Source organism: Spirosoma knui (assembly GCF_054780635.1).
In genome coordinates this window covers 95880-112881 of record NZ_BAAGVY010000011.1, presented here as the reverse complement: position 1 = coordinate 112881, position 17002 = coordinate 95880, and the positions used below count along the sequence as shown (strand labels likewise).

The following is a 17002-nucleotide window of genomic DNA, read 5'->3' as shown; positions in this document are numbered from 1 at the left end:
TCCGTAAATCCGTAGGCATAAAAAAAGCGCTGATATGCTTCAGCGCTTTTTTTATGCCCTTATCTAGTTGCTTACATATCAAGCAGAATACGGGTTGGGTCTTCCAGAATCTGCTTAACGCGAACGAGGAAGCTAACCGATTCTTTACCGTCGATAATGCGGTGATCGTACGACAGCGCTACGTACATAATCGGCCGGATCACAATTTCACCGTTCACGACAACGGGCCGCTCAACGATGTTGTGCATACCCAGAATAGCCGATTGGGGTGCGTTGATAATCGGTGTCGATAACATTGACCCAAACGTACCACCGTTGGTAATAGTGAACGTACCACCGGTCATCTGCTCAATGGTCAGCTTGTTGTCACGAGCCAGGCCCGCTAAGCGTACGATTTCTTTTTCAATCTGTGCAAAGCTCATCTGCTCGGCATTCCGAATGACGGGCACGACTAGACCCCGATCGGTCGAAACGGCGATAGAAATGTCACAGAAATCGTTGAACACCATGTTATCACCATCGATCTGCGCATTCACGGCGGGGAAATCTTTCAGGGCAATCGTAACGGCCTTCGTGAAGAACGACATGAAGCCCAGACCTACACCATTTTTTTCTTTGAACTTGTCTTTGTACTTGTTCCGAAGGTCCATGATCGGCTTCATGTCTACCTCGTTGAAGGTAGTCAGCATTGCCGTTTCATTTTTAACCGCTACCAACCGGCGAGCAATCGTCCGACGTAACGACGTCATTTTCTCACGACGCTGGTTCCGATCGCCAACCGCAGCGGGGGCCGGAGCAGACGGAGCTGGCTTGGGAGCGGCCGGTGCAGCACTTGGCTGCGGAGCCGCCTGAGCGGGTTGTGGAGCAGACGCAGCGCCTGGCTGCGCTTTTATCGCATCTTCTTTAGTGATACGTCCACCCACGCCTGTACCTTCTACCTGCTGGGTTTCAACGCCTTTTTCAGCCAAAATTTTGGCCGCAGCGGGTGATGGATAATGAGCCGCATAGCCGTTGTTTTGTCCATTACCTGCTGGCTCAGCAGCTTGAGCGGGCTGCGACGGGGTCGACTGCGGAGTAGTTGCTGCTGGAGCCGACGTAGCGCTCGTCTCGATTTTAGCAATCAGGGCACCAATTGGCAGTGTTTCACCAGCCTGAGCCACAATACGTAATGTGCCGGCAGCTTCAGCGGGGAGTTCAAACGTTGCTTTGTCTGATTCGAGTTCGCACAGCACTTCATCCAGGGCCACCTGATCACCGTCTTTTTTGCTCCACGACGCAATGGTCACTTCGGTAACTGACTCGCCTACGGCCGGAACTTTCATTTCGATGACACTGGAACCGGTAGCGACTGCGGCAGCAGCCGGTTCAGCCACGGGTTGCAGAGCAGGAGCCGGTTGGGCAGCAGGAGCGGCTGGTTCGGCAGGCTTAGCTGATTCAGCTTTAGCGGGCTCTGACGCTTGTGGAGCACTCGGGGCACTACCGCCGTCATCGATGGTACAGATGCTGGCTCCGATGGGCAATACGTCACCTTCCTGCGCCAGGATGTGTAGAATTCCGTCGGCTTCGGCGGTTAGCTCGAAGGTTGCCTTATCAGAGTCGAGTCCGCAAAGGACATCGTCCATCTTCACTTGATCACCCTCTTTTTTATACCAGGTGCCAACGGTTACTTCAGTAATACTTTCCCCCACAGCGGGGATTTTCATATCAACGGCCATATAGCAGTTAGTCAGTTGGTCAGTCAGTAAGTCAATCAATACGAGCGGCAATCTACTCACCAACCTATTGACTGACCAACTGACCGACTGTTATTTATTCAAATGCTCTCCGAACGATGTCGGCTTGTTCCTGGGTATGTACTTTAGCATAGCCCGTAGCTGGCGATGCAGCAGCCTCCCGCGAAATGATCGGCAATCGTAAGCCAACACGTAGCAGATACGTCCAGTACCCCATGTTTTCGGGTTCTTCCTGTACCCAGAACACCTCGGCTTTTTTGTATTGAGCCAGAATGGCATCCAGCTGCGTTTTGGGTAGCGGAGCCAGTTGTTCCAGTCGGACAATAGCCACATCCGTACGCTGATCGGCCTGCTGCTTATCGAGCAGATCGTAATAAATCTTACCCGTGCAAAGCAGCACTCGTTTTACCTTTTTGGGGTCGGCATATGTATCGCCCAGTACCTCCTGGAATGAGCCTTTGGTCAGGTCTTCCAATGGGGAAACGCACTTTGGATGACGTAACAACGACTTAGGCGACATCACCACCAGTGGTTTACGGAATGGCCACGCCAGTTGCCGACGCATCAGGTGGAAGAAGTTAGCGGGCGTTGTAACGTTCGCTACAACCATATTATGCTCAGCGTAAAGCTGCAAATACCGTTCTGGACGAGCGTTCGAGTGCTCAGGACCTTGCCCTTCATAGCCGTGTGGCAGCAGCATCGTCACCCCATTCTGGATACCCCATTTCGATTCGGCAGCGGCAATGAACTGGTCAATGATGAGCTGGGCACCGTTCGAGAAATCACCAAACTGCGCTTCCCAGATAACCAGTGCGTGCGGGTTGGCCATGGCATAGCCATATTCAAAGCCCAGTACACCGTATTCGGATAGCAGCGAGTTATAGACCTGGAATTTCTGCTGCCCTTCCTGAATATGATCCAGCGATGAATACGACAGATTGGTCTCGGCATCGTGCAGAACCGCATGACGGTGCGAGAACGTACCCCGTTGTACGTCCTGACCACTCAGGCGAACCGGCTTGCCTTCAACCAACAGCGAACCATAAGCCAGTAGCTCGGCCGTACCCCAGTTCACGATCTTCGTATCGGTCAACATCGTCTGCCGGTCTTTCAGCAGTTTGTCGATCTGTTTCAGCGGTTTAAAGCCTTCGGGAAGCTTCACTAGTGCATTACCAACCGTTTGCAGCGTTTCGAGTGATACCCCTGTTTCGGGAGACGCTTCGAAATCCTGGGACTCACTGAACCGTAGTTCGGCCCAATCGAGGTCCAACCGCAGCGGCTTGTAGGGAATTTCAGCTTTCTGCTTAACCCGGTCGAGCCGGTCCTGCAACTGCTTCTTGAATTCCGAATCCATCCGCGTTGCCAGTTCGGCATCGACATCGCCCCGCTGAATCAGCAGTTGATTGTAGAGTTCGCGTGGGTTGGCGTGCTTGTCGATGATGTTGTACATCGTCGGCTGCGTAAACTTCGGCTCGTCAGACTCGTTGTGTCCGTAACGCCGGTAGCAAACCATGTCAATAAACACGTCGCGCTTGAATTTCTCGCGGAACTCAACGGCTAACTTCGCACAGAATATTACGGCCTCCGGATCATCACCATTAACGTGGAAGATCGGCGCATCGATAATTTTGGCAATGTCCGAGCAGTAGATCGACGAGCGGGCATCTTCAAAGTCGGTCGTAAAACCAACCTGGTTGTTGATCACGAAGTGAACCGTACCACCGGTTTGGTAACCGGCCAGTTTGGCCATCTGCGTTACTTCGTATACGATACCCTGACCCGCTACGGCTGCGTCGCCGTGGATCAGGATCGGCATTATCTTGGTGAAGTCGCCGTTGTACTCTTCATCCGCCTGCGCCCGTGCAAACCCTTCCACTACCGGGTTAACGGCTTCGAGGTGGGATGGGTTAGGTGCCAGCTTCACGCTGATTTGCTTACCCATCGGGGTTTCAGTCAGGCTCGAATAGCCCAGGTGGTATTTTACGTCGCCGTCGCCGTGCACCTGCTGCGGCACGTTCCCTTCGAAACCATCGAAAATACTTTCGTACGATTTGCCCAAGATGTTGGCTAGTACGTTCAGCCGACCGCGGTGCGCCATACCGATCATCACTTCCTGAACGCCCAGTTCGGCGGCCTGGCTGATGATCGTGTCCAGGGCGGGAATGGTCGCTTCACCGCCTTCCAGCGAGAAGCGCTTCTGTCCCAGATATTTGGTCGCCAGGAAGTTTTCGAAGACCGTAGCTTCGTTCAGCTTCTCGAGAATGCGCTTTTTCTCGTCAAGGCTAGGCTCAAATACGAGTGCCTCTTTTTCGATCTTGTTCCGCAGCCAGTTCTTTACGTCCAGCTCCCGGATGTACATGTATTCGAAGCCGATGTTGCCCGCGTAGATCTTACGCAGCGACTCCATGATGGTCCGTAACGTAGCGGGGCCGATGCCCAGCAACTTTCCAGACTCGAACACCGTATCTAAATCGGCTTCTGACAGCGCATAATCAGGCAGATCGACGCGGGGCTGACGATCCTTCCGTGCTTTGAGCGGGTTGGTTTTAGCCAGCAGGTGACCACGGGACCGATAGGCCTTGATCAGACTGGCAACCGAAACTTCTTTTTCTGCGTGGCTCGCATCAACCGGACGAGTTGCCGTTGCCGCCTGCCCGTTTGTCGCTGAACCATTTGTTTTAGTAGCTCCGTTTCCGTTGGCTTTTTCGCCGTAGGTTAATGAGAACTCGAATCCTTTAAAAAATTGCTGCCAGCTTTCGTCAACTGATTGAGGGTCTTGCTTATAAGACTGATAGAGTTGATCTACGTAAGCCGCGTCGGAATTGGCTATATATGAATACTGATCCATGACGAGGGCGCGTCGTTGTTTTGACCCGCAAAGGTAGCGTATCGGCCAAACACTTGGCCGCAAAATTTACGGTTTTTATCCTACTGCTTGCTGATTACGACGGCCTTAGTGCTACAACAGTATAAAACCGGTTTTAGTTGACCAATACCCGTTTATCCTAACCAACTCATTACTAAGGTAAACCGCACCTGTCTTCTTATATCTATCCTGGTCATCAAACCACAACGGGATCCATTAACCCCAGTAGCTCGACAAAGCTTTATTCAACTTGTGTTTCTGCTTGTTATGACCGGGCTTCGACTCCTGTGGTTGACCCGGCAGGTAATTTATGAAACCGCCTGCTTTGATTACTTTGACCTGCCTGCTGACATCTTCTCGGTGCGGGTTGTGTATATTTGACGGTAAATCGAGTGGCAAACTCCGCTTATGTCTGTCGGTGCTGATCATATTTCTCCAACTAGTTTCTCTCAACGATTACAACGGGCGTTAGGTATTCGCCCCGACGAAGCGCAGACAGTCGGGCTGTTTTTCGTTCATAATTTCCTGCTGGGTATCGGGACCATTCTCATTTATGTGGCTGCCAATGCGATTCTGCTGGAAAATGACCCGGAAACGAGCTTGCCCATTGCGTATGTGGCGTCTGCCCTGGCTATGATTGGCGTAGGCCGGTTATACGCCTATTTCGAACATCATCTGGCCCTGAGCAGTCTGGCGGTACGCGTTCTGCTGGCCGTGGTCGTCATGACCGTAGTCATCGGTGTTTTGGTGGTAGCCGGCCACTCCGTTACGGCTGCGGTTGCCATTATGACGGGCTACCGGATTATTTATCTGTTGACAAATCTGGAGTTTTGGGGCGTATCGGCCGTCGTCTTCGATACGCGCCAGAGTAAGCGGCTGTTCGGCGTTATCAGCTCCGGCGATATGCCAGCGAAAGCAATGGGAGCAATTCTGGCCGCGCTGGTTCACGCTCATGCCGATGTGTTGCGGTTATTACTAGTTGCGTTTGGCGCTTTTCTGGCAGCTCTGTATGCCTTACAGCAAACGGTTCGTTCGCACGAGGTTCACGCGCCACATCGCCCGGCCCGAGCCGTTCGGCGTGAACCATCGCGGTTAGTGGGTCAACGCTTTGGCGGCAGCGAACTTATCTTTTACATGTGCCTGAGTTTAGCGGCACTGGCGGCCGTGGCTACGGAGATTGAGTACAGCTTTTTCATCAACGTTAAGCACCGATTCCACGATCAAACCGATGTAATCCGCTACGTCAGTTACGTATTGACGTTAACGTACGGACTGGCCATGCTGGTCAAGCTGCTGCTCTCCCGCAAAGCACTCGATCGCTTCGGCGTCCATCGGTCGTTGCTTGTTCTACCCTGGGTCGCGTTGCTCGGTCTGATCGGGTTAGCTATTCTGAACGGCTTTGCTCCGGAAGATACGACCATGGTCGTTTACTTCTGTATACTGTACCTGGTTTTCGAGGTCGTGCGCCGATCATTATTCGACCCGGTTTTCCTGGTGCTTTTTCAGCCTTTATCCCCTCCGCAGCGCCTAAAAGGGCATACAGTAGCCAAAGGACTTTACGAACCGATTGGCTTAGGGCTAGCGGGTTTACTCATTTTTATCTTACACGCCCGTCCTGCTTTAGAAACATGGGTACCGCTGGTCTGGATTGCCTTACTGGGCGGGGCCGTTTGGCTGCTTCGTCGAACGTATCGGTCGTACTTGCACGAACTAAACGATGCCATTGGCCGACGCTTTCTGGAGCGTGACCAGCTAGCCATGCCAACGGCCGCTCAGGCTGGTATTATGAACCAGTTACAGAGCGACAAGCCAGAGGACGTAGTGGCCGCGATCGGCTGGCTTCGCACCAACAATCCGAACGAGTTGGCGAAGCAGGCGCCCCGGTTACTGGCTCATACTGATACCCATGTGCGTCGCCGAATCTTAACGGTAATGACCACGCTGGATCATCCTGTGCCGGTGAAGCCATTGACCCACATCGCCCTGACAGATCCAGAGCCCTCGTTACGTCAGCAGGCGGCTTACCTCCTGGGCCGGCGGATCAATGTTGAGCCGTCGCAACTGGCTCCGTTCATCCACCATACCGACGTAGCCATTCGGCAGGGCGCTATCCAGGGGGTTCTTACCACGAATCCTCATGATCCGGCGGCCCGGCAGAGTTTAGTCGGGTTAGCGAACGATGCCGACCCGACTCATCAGCAAATAGCGCTGCGGCTCATCGCTCAACTGCGTCTGAATGAATTTGCCCCGCTGGTCAGGCAACATCTAGCCAGTTCGACTGATACAGTCATGAAAGCGGCTCTGGCCACGGCTGGACAGCTCCACAATGCCGAATTGACGCATTACCTGATTGACAAACTAGCGGATAAGACTGTAGGCTATCTCGCCACAAATGCCTTAAAGAACCAGGGGAACGAAACCATTCCGGGCTTGCGACAGGCCCTCAATACAACCAACGACCGGTTGGTACAGGAGCGGATTGCCAGCATTTGTGGAACCATTCATACGCCGGAAAGCCGAAAGCTACTCAATGAATTGGCCCGTCAGCCGGACGTAGTGGTTCGGGGGGCGGCATTACGTGCATTACGTCGATTTCCGAACGAACCCGCCGACGATGCCGAATTCCGGGCGTTATTACAGGAAGAAACGACGCTAGCCCAGCGACTCCTGCACGGTAATGTACAAGCCCCCAACATGGCGGCAACCCTCGACTACGAACTCTCGGTACTGCTACAGCGGCTTTTCGACATCCTTACCCAGTTGTACAACTCCGAAACCATTGCCGGAGCCCGATTAGGCATTGGTCATCCCACCCGCGAACGCCGGGCCAATGCGCTGGAAATGCTCGATAACCTAGTGCCCAGGAGCGTTTACCAAACCATGCAGGCCTTAATCGACGATTTACCGAAAGCCGAGAAAGTACAAATTCTGGACGCAGAATTAGGGGCATTTCAAGAGCAGGAGCCAATCCAGGAGTTCATCCTGTACATGGGCGAAACCGTCTTTTCGGCCTGGACCATCAATACGGTTTTGCGTGGGTTATCTTCGGCCGAAGAAACGGCAGCCCGCGATTCGTTACGTTCTCGCTTCCCGGCCTTATCACCTTTACTCATGAGCCATTCAACCTCTTCGACGAATCTAATTCCTGAATACGACCGCGTGCTGCTGCTGGCCAATACCAGCTTGTTTGCCCAAACGCCCGAAAACGTCTTGGCCAGTGTCACGCCCATTATGAAGGAAGAACACCACCCGGCAGGCGAACAGATTTTTCAGAAAGGGGATCTGGGAACGGGCATGTACGTGATCTATTCGGGCGATGTGGTTATTCTCGACGGCAACACGGAACTGGCCCGGTTTAAACGGGGTGATTTCTTCGGCGAACTGGCCCTGCTGGATACCGAAGCCCGTTCCGCTACGGCCGAAGCGTTGACCGACGTTCGGCTGCTCCGGCTCGATCAGGATGATTTTTACGATTTGATGGAAGAACGGGGCGAAATACTACGTAGCATCGTTCGGAGCCTATCGGGCCGAATACGTCGGCAAAACGAACTCCTGACCAATCGCGCGAACCCGAACGCGGAAGTTAGCTAGTACGGGTACTACGTCGTCGGCTCTGTGGCTTACGTCTCTATTGTGAGGTTAGAACGCGACCCGTATCTTGCAGAGGTGACTATTCCTCTCTATTCATAACAACCATGAGTTTACCAACACCCGACGGTATAGGGGCTGTCATTACGACTGCCTGCGTGTTTCAATACCTCCGGCAGTTTCTGGACACGAAAACTCGCCTGCCCGACTGGGAGCCTTATCTGAGACGAATCTGGCTGATTAGTGTTGGTCTGTATTGTGCCGCCACAGTAGTACGTCTCGACAACATGTCGACAGGCTGGTACTGGCTCGCCGTCAGTCTTGTGTTGACATACATGCTCCTGCAGTTGAGCGACTATCCACCGGCACGTACTGTCTTACAGGCAGTGGCCCCGTCCATGGCCATCATCACAATCAGCGGATTAACTGAAGATCTGGCGCCCAAGTTCTATGACCGCTACGAAGACTACTTTGGCTCAGCCATGGCGTTTTCAATTCTGTGGCTCACTACGTTCATGATCATGGCTAACCGCCAGAAAAAGTCACTAATTAAGCTTGAAGCCGAACGGGAGCGCGAAGCCGAACAACGACGAATTATGGAGGCCCGAAAACTCGAACTGGAGTATCTGGTCGCCGAACGCACGGCGCTTATCACCCGCCAGAAGGAAGAACTGGAAGAGACCATCACAGAGCTGAAAGCCACCCAGGCGCAGCTCATTCAGTCGGAAAAGATGGCGTCGCTGGGTGAGCTGACAGCGGGCATCGCCCATGAGATCCAGAACCCCTTGAACTTCGTCAACAACTTCGCCGAGGTCTCCATCGAACTCATCGACGAACTGGCCCAGGAACAGACCAGCCCCCAGCCCGATACCCAACTCGAAGCCGAACTGCTGGAAGACCTCAAGCAGAACCTGCAAAAGATCAGCCACCACGGCGGGCGGGCCTCCAGCATCGTGCGGGGGATGTTGCAGCACTCCAGAGCCAGCAGCGGCCAGCGGGAGGCCACTGACCTCAACGCCCTGACCGACGAGTACCTGCGGCTGGCTTATCATGGGCTTAGAGCCAAAGACAAAACCTTCAACGCCAAGCTGGTCACTGATTTTGATGCCTCGATTGGCCAGATCAGTATGGTGGCTCAGGACATGGGTCGGGTGCTGCTGAACCTGTTCACCAACGCCTTCTACGCCGTCCAGCAGCGCCAGAAGCAGGGCGATGTAAACTACCAGCCTACGGTTACGGTGAACACCCGCTGCGTGGACGGGCAGGCTCAAATTACTGTTACGGATAACGGCACCGGCATTCCCGAGACGGTACGTGATAAGATATTCCAGCCGTTTTTTACTACCAAACCTACTGGTGAAGGCACGGGCCTGGGTCTGTCGCTGGCCTATGACATCGTCACCAAAGGCCATAGCGGTACGTTAGCCGTGGACAGTCAGGAAGGCCAGGGCACTACGTTCATCATTCAACTGCCTGCGTAATGGTTCTTTCGGAACTTACCCGTGGTTTCAATTCGTCAATAGCATCACGAATGATCAGTCGCCTTGTTGTATCGGTCCTATTTGCCCTGCTGACGAGCCGGCTGGTAGCTGCGCAGACAACCCAGGCGGATAGTTTGCGCACCAAACTTCGCGCTCATCAACAACCAGACACGGCTCGGGTTAACTTATTAGTTAAGCTCTCGGATGCTATACGGGCCGATGACTACGTAGAAGCACTCCAACTGGGCCAGGAAGCGTTGACTTTGTCCCGGCGACTGAAGCACCCGGTTGGGGAAGCCAATGGCTTGCTTGTACTAGGTGCCGCTCATAGCGCAAAGAATGATTATAAGATGGCAACCGCCTATCTGAATCAGGCCCGCCAGCGCTTCAGCCAGTTGAAAAATCGCATGGGCATAGCCCATACATTAAGTTATCTGAGCTGGGTGCAGGTACAACGGGGCGATTACGTACCGGCGCTGGACATGACCCTACAAAGCCTGCGGCTGGCCAAAGACGTAACCGACCAATCGCTGATTGAACGAAATACCTGGCAGTTAGGCGCGATTTATTCGCTGCTTGGCGACTACACACAGGCCCTCCAATACCACACAGCGGCCCTCGAACAGTTTGAAAAAACAAACAATACAAAAGGCATCTGCGTCTCGCTGAATGGCATTGGGGAGTTGTACCGGCTGGAAGGCAACATGGATGAAGCGTCCCGCTATTTCACCAAGGCTGTTCGGTTGGCTCGTCGAATTGGCAGCGACAGACTACAAGCGGGGCCAGAAAGTAACCTGGCGGCTGTGCGGGTGGAAGAAGGTCGCTACGACGAAGCATCTGAGCTGGCGCATCGGGCGTTACGTCAGAAAATGATGAGTGGCGAGTACGAAATTGTGGCCTGGTCACAAACGACGCTGGCCAAACTTCATTACCAAACAGGACGTATTGACAGTGCCATTTATTACGGTCTTCAAAGCTGGAACCTGAGCAGACAAATCGAGTATAAAGAAGTAGCTCGTGATGCGAGTCAGGTGCTGGCTCAGGCGTATGCCCGGCAAGGTGATTTCCAGCGGGCGTTTCAGTATCAGCAAACGTACATCAATTACAACGATACGTTATCGGGTCGCCGGACGCAGCAACAACTCGCCTTGTTTCAGCAGAACATGCGGACTACCGAACGTAAGACTCAGTCGGCTCTGCAAGCTGAAAAAGACCGTCGGCAGCAGCAGTGGCTTATATCGTCGCTGGTGGGTTTAGGTCTGCTAGGCATCGTAGCCGTCGTACTCTGGCGTAGTAACCGCCAGCAGCAACGGGCCAATATTCAGCTCCAGCAACAACAAGAGGAACTGAAAGCCACGCAAAATCAATTAATTCAGACAGAGAAGATGGCGTCGCTGGGTGAGCTGACAGCGGGCATCGCCCATGAGATCCAGAACCCCTTGAACTTCGTCAACAACTTCGCCGAGGTCTCCATCGAACTCATCGACGAACTGGCCCAGGAACAGACCAGCCCCCAGCCCGATACCCAACTCGAAGCCGAACTGCTGGAAGACCTCAAGCAGAACCTGCAAAAGATCAGCCACCACGGCGGGCGGGCCTCCAGCATCGTGCGGGGGATGTTGCAGCACTCCAGAGCCAGCAGCGGCCAGCGGGAGGCCACTGACCTCAACGCCCTGGCCGACGAGTACCTGCGGCTGGCCTACCATGGCCTCAGAGCCAAAGACAAAACCTTTAACGCCAAGCTGATCACTGATTTTGATACCTCGATTGGTCAGATCAGTATGGTGGCTCAGGACATGGGTCGGGTGCTGCTGAACCTGTTCACCAACGCCTTCTACGCCGTCCAGCAGCGCCAGAAGCAAGGCGATGTAAACTACCAGCCAACAGTTGGCGTCACCACCAGGCGAGTGGGTAGTTCTATAGAGCTTATTGTGAGCGACAACGGTACGGGGATTCCAGAAGCCATTCGGGAGAAAATCTTTCAGCCGTTTTTCACCACCAAACCTACCGGGCAGGGCACGGGCCTGGGTCTGTCGCTGGCCTATGACATTATTACCAAAGGCCATAGTGGCACGTTACGTGTCGACAGTCAGGAAGGCCAGGGCACTACGTTCATCATTCAACTGCCTGCGTAATGCATGCGGCTGGCTAGACCCAAATTGTTTATCTTTGACCAAACCTTCCTACAGATGAAAATTTTAGTTGTCGACGACGAAACTGACGTAAAAGACCTGTTCGAGCAACGGTTTCGGCGCGAAATCCGCAGCGGTGAAGTTGAGTTAAACTTTGCGAATTCGGGCGAAGAAGCGTTAACGTATCTAACCAGCCATGCATCGGAGGTTATCCTCATTTTATCGGACATCAACATGCCCGGCATGAGTGGCTTTGAGCTTTTGCGCCATATTCGGCAGGATTTCAATACGCCCCCTCCGCCGGTTGTGATGATGATTACGGCCTATGGCGATGCTGATTCGGAACAGCAGGCAGTTTCATTAGGGGCAAACGACTTCTTAACGAAACCGCTCGACTTTTCCATCCTCAAACAAAAACTTCGAAGTGTAGCATGACGGCTAAAGTGTTGGTGGTTGATGATGAAACAGACCTTGAACTTCTCATCAAGCAAAAGTTCAGACGGCAGATCCGCGAAAAAGTATACGAGTTTGTCTTCGCTCACGACGGCCTCGAAGCACTCGCCGTTTTAGATCAGCAGCCGGATGTCGACATGGTGCTGACCGACATCAACATGCCAGGTATGGATGGCCTGACGCTATTGGTTAAGCTCCATGAGAACAAGCCCATGCTAAAGGCCGTGATTGTTTCGGCCTACGGCGATATGGAAAACATTCGCACGGCCATGAACCGGGGAGCTTTCGATTTCGTGACCAAGCCCGTCAACTTCGAGGATTTGGAAGCAACCATGCAGAAAACGATGGAGTACGTAAAGCAACTCCGTCAGACGTTGCAGGCTATCAAAGAAAACAACATTCTGCGCATGTACGTAGACGAATCGGTGCTGACGTTCATGAATCAACCCGAGTTCGAAACAGCATTGTCGGCCAGCGAAACGGTGGTTGCGACGGTTGTATTTATCGACATCTGCGGCTTTACGGCCATTTCTGAGCGCGAATCCGCCGATACAGTTGTCAAGCTTGTTAACCGCTACTTCGACGTAATGGTCAAGGAAATCATCGCCCAGGGCGGCTACGTCGACAAGTTTATGGGCGATGCGGTCATGGCCGTTTTCCGGGGTGATTATCACCTCGACCGGGCCATTGAAGCCGCGCTGGCGGTACGTAATCAGGTGATGGGCCTTGAAGACAATCTGCCGAACCACCCTAACTATCACCCTCAGGTTGCCATTGGAATCAACACCGGCGAAATGGTGTCGGGAAACATTGGTTCAACTACGCTACGTCGCCTAGATTACACCGTAATTGGTGATGCTGTAAACATGGCGCAGCGCCTGCAAACGGCCGCCCGTCCCGGCCAGATCGTTATCACCGAATCGGCCCACGAACAGATCGGCGAATCGTTCACCTGCGAACGTATCGGCGAGGTAACGCTCAAAAACAAGACAGCCCCCGCTGTGATTTATAACGTAGTAGGTTAAGGCCCCCCATCCTATTAAGTCAATCTAATTTTATAAAAAACAACACCAGTTAACATATTATCACTCATATAGCAGAATTCACATTTGTATTCTATAATGTCTTCATTACGCGGTTATTGTTAAAAGAAGTTAACTGCTTCGATCCGCTGGACTAATGCGGCTACCTTTGTCACTTGAACTAATTTTCATACGATGAAGAACTATTTTCTGTTAGCCAGCCTCTTGTTTCCGGCTAGTAGCTGGGCGCAATCAGCATTGGAAACGCCTTGGTTTAATCAAGGACAAGTGCAAGTAGGAATCGGAGTTGGAGCAGGTTGGGGGGATAGAGTAGGCGGCTACCTACGAGCAACACCCTATACGCAGTATTTTCTCAAGAATGGATGGGCACTACGTGTCGAAGGGCGCTACAACTACAACGGCCCGGAGGGGAGTCAATACGTAGGAGCTGGTTTATTGACTCAATACCATTTTCTAAAAACCAATAAATTTTCCGCTTTTGGCCAGCTAGGCTACTTCTACGGTAAAGCGAATTATGGCTACTATCAAGCCATTGAGACCTCTCCCACCTCGTCCAGCCTAGTACGTCGCCGAGGAGAGCTTAACTATGGCATGCTCAACCTAGGTTTAGGGGCTCAGTATCAACTAGGCGCTCGTTGGTCGATCAACGCCTTAGCGGAAAAGAATATGGGGGATCACATTGGCCGCTTAGGAGCCGACAGCTTTAACACGACAGTAGGCATTGGCTTCCGGCTTAAGTAAGTCACATAATTGTGCTTTTCCGAGGAATGCTTAGGCTACGTAATACCAATATAGCCTGAGCATTCCTCGCTCAAAATAATGTTTTCACATAAAGTGAGTTATAAAACTCTTCTAAAAATAAGTCAATAACCGGCTTCGCGCAGAACAGGTGCAATCGTTGTCTTTTTAGTGATTACCGAAGATTCTAGTCTTCGGCCAGAGTCCGGGAAATGTTCATCCGGTATACGCCGATAGCAGGCAGAGCGGCTGCAATCAGCCCAATCAATACAGCTACGCCCAACAGGCCCCACTCTTCGGGTAAGATGCCAAAAGTCGCCAGATTATAATGGTATTCTGAAGAGACACTGTTCGAAAACAACCATAAACCAACCCGGCTTAACACAATACCCAACCCAAAGCCGATTAACGCCAGCGCAAGCCCTTCCAGCAGCAGCATACCGAACAACTGCGCCCGCGTCGCTCCCATCGAGAGCATAAGCGCCATTTCGTAGCGCCGTTCTTTCAGCGAGTTGTACAGCGATACAAACACACTGATGCCGGAAATCAGCATGATCACAACCGCCAGGCCACGTAGTGTTTCAACGCCCACCCCAAGCAACGAAAATAGCCGATTGATTTCGATGGATGGCAAAGCGGCCTGTAGTTTCGAGTTCTGGTCGATGCCACGTTTGAGCATCATACCCATCGGATTCCGAAACTTCACCAGCATGCTCGTGATCTCGCGGGGTTCGTCCGCATGCTCTTCTTCATGTTCTTCCATTTCGTGGCCCGCTCCCTCCGCTTCGTGCTCCTCGTGATTATGGATAGCCCATATACTCGAAACGGGCGTAAGAATAAGCTGATCCGTGACCGTATTGGTAGCGTTCAGAATCCCCACAACCTTGTACTTCGAGTCGGCATGCTCTTCGCCCTCGGCATCGAGTCCATGCGAACCCGCGAACGTATCGCCAATTTTCAGGCCCGTTACTTCGGCCACCCGTGGCCCGATAACCGTTTCCAGATCCTGCTGAAACAGCTTACCCTGACTGACCGTAGCGCCAAAGTGGTCGAGGTATTGTTTGTTTGTTCCGACGATCCGAAACGAGCGGTAATTGTCACCCATGGCCAGCGGGATCGCCGTTTTGATCATGGGGTTACGGGTTAGCCGCTGGGCTTCGTCGAGCGGAATATTACCCGTTGGCGAATCAATCTGGTAAATACTGGATAGAATCAGTTGCAGTGGGCTTCCTTTCGCGCCAAGCACCATGTCAATTCCTTTGATGTTCTTGCGGAACTGGTCGTCCAGCTGCTTGTTGAGCAACAGCAGCAGCGAGATGATAGTGATGCCAAACGTCATCAATAAGCCGCTCAGAAAGCTACTCAGGGGTTTATCGACCAGGTTACTCCAACTGATTCGAAACAGGTTCATTACAGGTAGTAGGGATTAAGCGACTAGACAAACCAACCTAAGGGCGGCTCATAAATCCATTTTAAAATGATGGGAAGCAATGTAAAACCGTTTATTCAAATACAGCCGATGCGCATCATACCGGGCCGGATTTTGCCCTGAGTCCAGTGAAACACATGTGTAGCCGCCTTGCTTTGCTTCATCAATAACGTAATCCAGCAACGCACTCGCGTAGCCTTTTCCGCGCGCGTCGGCCAGGGTGCTCAGATCATCAATGTACATCGTCTTCCCGCTGTACAGCAAGTGCATGGTGCGGTAGCCAATCACCGCCGGAGCCGGTCTACCATCGCCATCCTCAATAAACGCCAGCGTAAAGCGTTCGTTTTCCTGCTGATACCGGATTCGCTTGAAAGCTTCCTCGGCAGTCAGGTGCGGACGTAACAAAAGCAGGGCTGGGATACACTGCCGGATCTGTTCGTCGGTCTGGGCGATTGTTACGTTCATAACGCTTCCCGAATACGTAACAAAATTTCGTCACCTCCTTTGGCAAGAATACTTTCGGCTAAGGCATGTCCTACTGAAGCACTTTCACCGGCCGGTCCCGACAACGTATCACGCAGCAGTTGACTACCGTTTAAACTGATCAAACCACCCGTTATCTGTACCGTTTGCTCATCGGCCCAATCGGCTAATGCAAAGGTTGGAATGCTGCACCCGCCTTCGAGTCGCGCCAGAAAAGCACGCTCAGCTCTCAAGCAGGCAGCGGTTGGTTCGTGGTTAACAACTCCTGTAATGGCCTCCCGAATGGCTTCGTCTAACGTAGCAGCCGCTTCGACAGCAATACTGCCCTGACCAACGGCGGGCGTAAAATCCGCAGGAGGTAAGTGTTCAACAATAAGATCGTCATAGCCCATCCGATGCACGCCCGCGTAAGCAAGCAATAAGGCGTCGCAGTGGCCTTCATCCAGTTTTCGAATACGGGTTTGCAGATTGCCCCGCATGTCAACGGTCGGCAGATGCGGGCAGAAGTGCTTGAGCATAGCCACCCGTCGCGTCGATGATGTACCAATCCGAAACTCTTCTCCACCCCGCAGCGATACGTTCGGATTACGACTCACCAGAACGTCGTTCACCCGTTCGCGCTCTGTAAATGCAATAATTTCTAACCCTTCGGGTAGCGTTGAGGGCAAATCTTTCGCACTGTGCACGGCAATATCGATCGATCCATCCCGCAGTTGGTCTTCCAGCTCCTGGGTGAATAAACCCTTACTGCCAATTTTAGATAGTGACCGGTCGAGCACCTGATCCCCTTTGGTTTCAATAAACACCAGTTCAGACGTAAGACCGCTCGCCTGAAGAAGCGTTTGTATATGTTCTGCCTGCCACACCGCCAGGCGGCTGCTGCGCGTTCCGATTCGTATGTGCATGATACAGCAAAGATACGGCTTGAATAACAGGAAAACCACGCTTTTCCGGCTTCTGCTACTGTGGCTGTTTGTAGAAGTAAAACCACACAAAGCCCACAATCAGCAACACTATTACACACTGGCAATAATGGCTTAAAATTTTCCAATAACG

General features: G+C 52.6%; 11 protein-coding genes. 6 read left to right on the top strand and 5 right to left on the bottom strand.

All coding sequences use genetic code 11. The features are described from left to right. Positions 1-71: 71 nt before the first annotated feature. Positions 72-1715: a 2-oxoglutarate dehydrogenase complex dihydrolipoyllysine-residue succinyltransferase gene (gene odhB / locus ACYVIY_RS21105; RefSeq protein WP_460978377.1), complete on the bottom strand. Its 1644-nt coding sequence runs from the start codon at positions 1713-1715 to the stop codon at positions 72-74. A gap of 94 nt (positions 1716-1809) precedes the next feature. Next, on the bottom strand, positions 1810-4581 hold the full coding sequence (locus ACYVIY_RS21100; protein WP_460978376.1) for a 2-oxoglutarate dehydrogenase E1 component: 2772 nt from the start codon (positions 4579-4581) through the stop codon (positions 1810-1812). A gap of 426 nt (positions 4582-5007) precedes the next feature. Here ACYVIY_RS21100 and ACYVIY_RS21095 point away from each other — a divergent pair, with 426 nt between their 5' ends. The 6 genes from ACYVIY_RS21095 to ACYVIY_RS21070 all read left to right on the top strand — a co-directional run bounded on the left by ACYVIY_RS21095 (position 5008) and on the right by ACYVIY_RS21070 (position 14037). Next, a complete protein-coding gene (locus ACYVIY_RS21095; protein ID WP_460978375.1) occupies positions 5008-8190 on the top strand; it encodes a cyclic nucleotide-binding domain-containing protein in 3183 nt (1060 codons plus the stop codon). A gap of 104 nt (positions 8191-8294) precedes the next feature. Continuing rightward, the gene (locus ACYVIY_RS21090; RefSeq protein WP_460978374.1) at positions 8295-9668 is read left to right on the top strand and encodes a sensor histidine kinase; all 1374 of its coding nucleotides are present in this window, start codon (positions 8295-8297) and stop codon (positions 9666-9668) included. Positions 9669-9718: 50 nt separating this feature from the next. Next, positions 9719-11803: a tetratricopeptide repeat-containing sensor histidine kinase gene (locus ACYVIY_RS21085; RefSeq protein ID WP_460978373.1), complete on the top strand. Its 2085-nt coding sequence runs from the start codon at positions 9719-9721 to the stop codon at positions 11801-11803. Positions 11804-11857: 54 nt separating this feature from the next. Further along, the gene (locus ACYVIY_RS21080) at positions 11858-12235 is read left to right on the top strand and encodes a response regulator (protein ID WP_460978372.1); all 378 of its coding nucleotides are present in this window, start codon (positions 11858-11860) and stop codon (positions 12233-12235) included. After that, positions 12232-13278 (top strand): adenylate/guanylate cyclase domain-containing protein, encoded by a 1047-nt coding sequence (locus ACYVIY_RS21075; RefSeq protein ID WP_460978371.1) that lies wholly within the window; start codon positions 12232-12234, stop codon positions 13276-13278. Before ACYVIY_RS21080 ends, ACYVIY_RS21075 begins: the two co-directional genes overlap by 4 nt. A 192-nt stretch (positions 13279-13470) precedes the next feature. Further along, positions 13471-14037, top strand: a complete 567-nt coding sequence (locus tag ACYVIY_RS21070; protein WP_460978370.1) for a hypothetical protein — start codon at positions 13471-13473, stop codon at positions 14035-14037. 184 nt (positions 14038-14221) lie between these two features. Here the strand turns inward: ACYVIY_RS21070 and ACYVIY_RS21065 are convergent, their stop codons facing one another. From ACYVIY_RS21065 to hemC, 3 genes are read right to left on the bottom strand one after another with little or no spacing between them, the layout of a single operon-like run. Further along, the gene (locus ACYVIY_RS21065; RefSeq protein ID WP_460978369.1) at positions 14222-15445 is read right to left on the bottom strand and encodes an ABC transporter permease; all 1224 of its coding nucleotides are present in this window, start codon (positions 15443-15445) and stop codon (positions 14222-14224) included. Between the two features lie 48 nt (positions 15446-15493). Then, entirely contained in the window at positions 15494-15928 is a 435-nt protein-coding gene (locus ACYVIY_RS21060) for a GNAT family N-acetyltransferase (RefSeq protein WP_460978368.1), read from the bottom strand. Beyond that, a complete protein-coding gene (gene hemC, locus ACYVIY_RS21055; RefSeq protein WP_460978367.1) occupies positions 15925-16851 on the bottom strand; it encodes a hydroxymethylbilane synthase in 927 nt (308 codons plus the stop codon). The genes ACYVIY_RS21060 and hemC overlap by 4 nt, the downstream gene beginning before the upstream one ends. Positions 16852-17002 lie beyond the last annotated feature (151 nt).

Coding starts and splice junctions, on each gene's coding strand:
- odhB (WP_460978377.1), bottom strand. CDS start 1,715: ATGGCCGTTGATATGAAAATCCCCGCTGTGGGGGAAAGTATTACTGAA.
- ACYVIY_RS21100 (WP_460978376.1), bottom strand. CDS start 4,581: ATGGATCAGTATTCATATATAGCCAATTCCGACGCGGCTTACGTAGAT.
- ACYVIY_RS21095 (WP_460978375.1), top strand. CDS start 5,008: ATGTCTGTCGGTGCTGATCATATTTCTCCAACTAGTTTCTCTCAACGA.
- ACYVIY_RS21090 (WP_460978374.1), top strand. CDS start 8,295: ATGAGTTTACCAACACCCGACGGTATAGGGGCTGTCATTACGACTGCC.
- ACYVIY_RS21085 (WP_460978373.1), top strand. CDS start 9,719: ATGATCAGTCGCCTTGTTGTATCGGTCCTATTTGCCCTGCTGACGAGC.
- ACYVIY_RS21080 (WP_460978372.1), top strand. CDS start 11,858: ATGAAAATTTTAGTTGTCGACGACGAAACTGACGTAAAAGACCTGTTC.
- ACYVIY_RS21075 (WP_460978371.1), top strand. CDS start 12,232: ATGACGGCTAAAGTGTTGGTGGTTGATGATGAAACAGACCTTGAACTT.
- ACYVIY_RS21070 (WP_460978370.1), top strand. CDS start 13,471: ATGAAGAACTATTTTCTGTTAGCCAGCCTCTTGTTTCCGGCTAGTAGC.
- ACYVIY_RS21065 (WP_460978369.1), bottom strand. CDS start 15,445: ATGAACCTGTTTCGAATCAGTTGGAGTAACCTGGTCGATAAACCCCTG.
- ACYVIY_RS21060 (WP_460978368.1), bottom strand. CDS start 15,928: ATGAACGTAACAATCGCCCAGACCGACGAACAGATCCGGCAGTGTATC.
- hemC (WP_460978367.1), bottom strand. CDS start 16,851: ATGCACATACGAATCGGAACGCGCAGCAGCCGCCTGGCGGTGTGGCAG.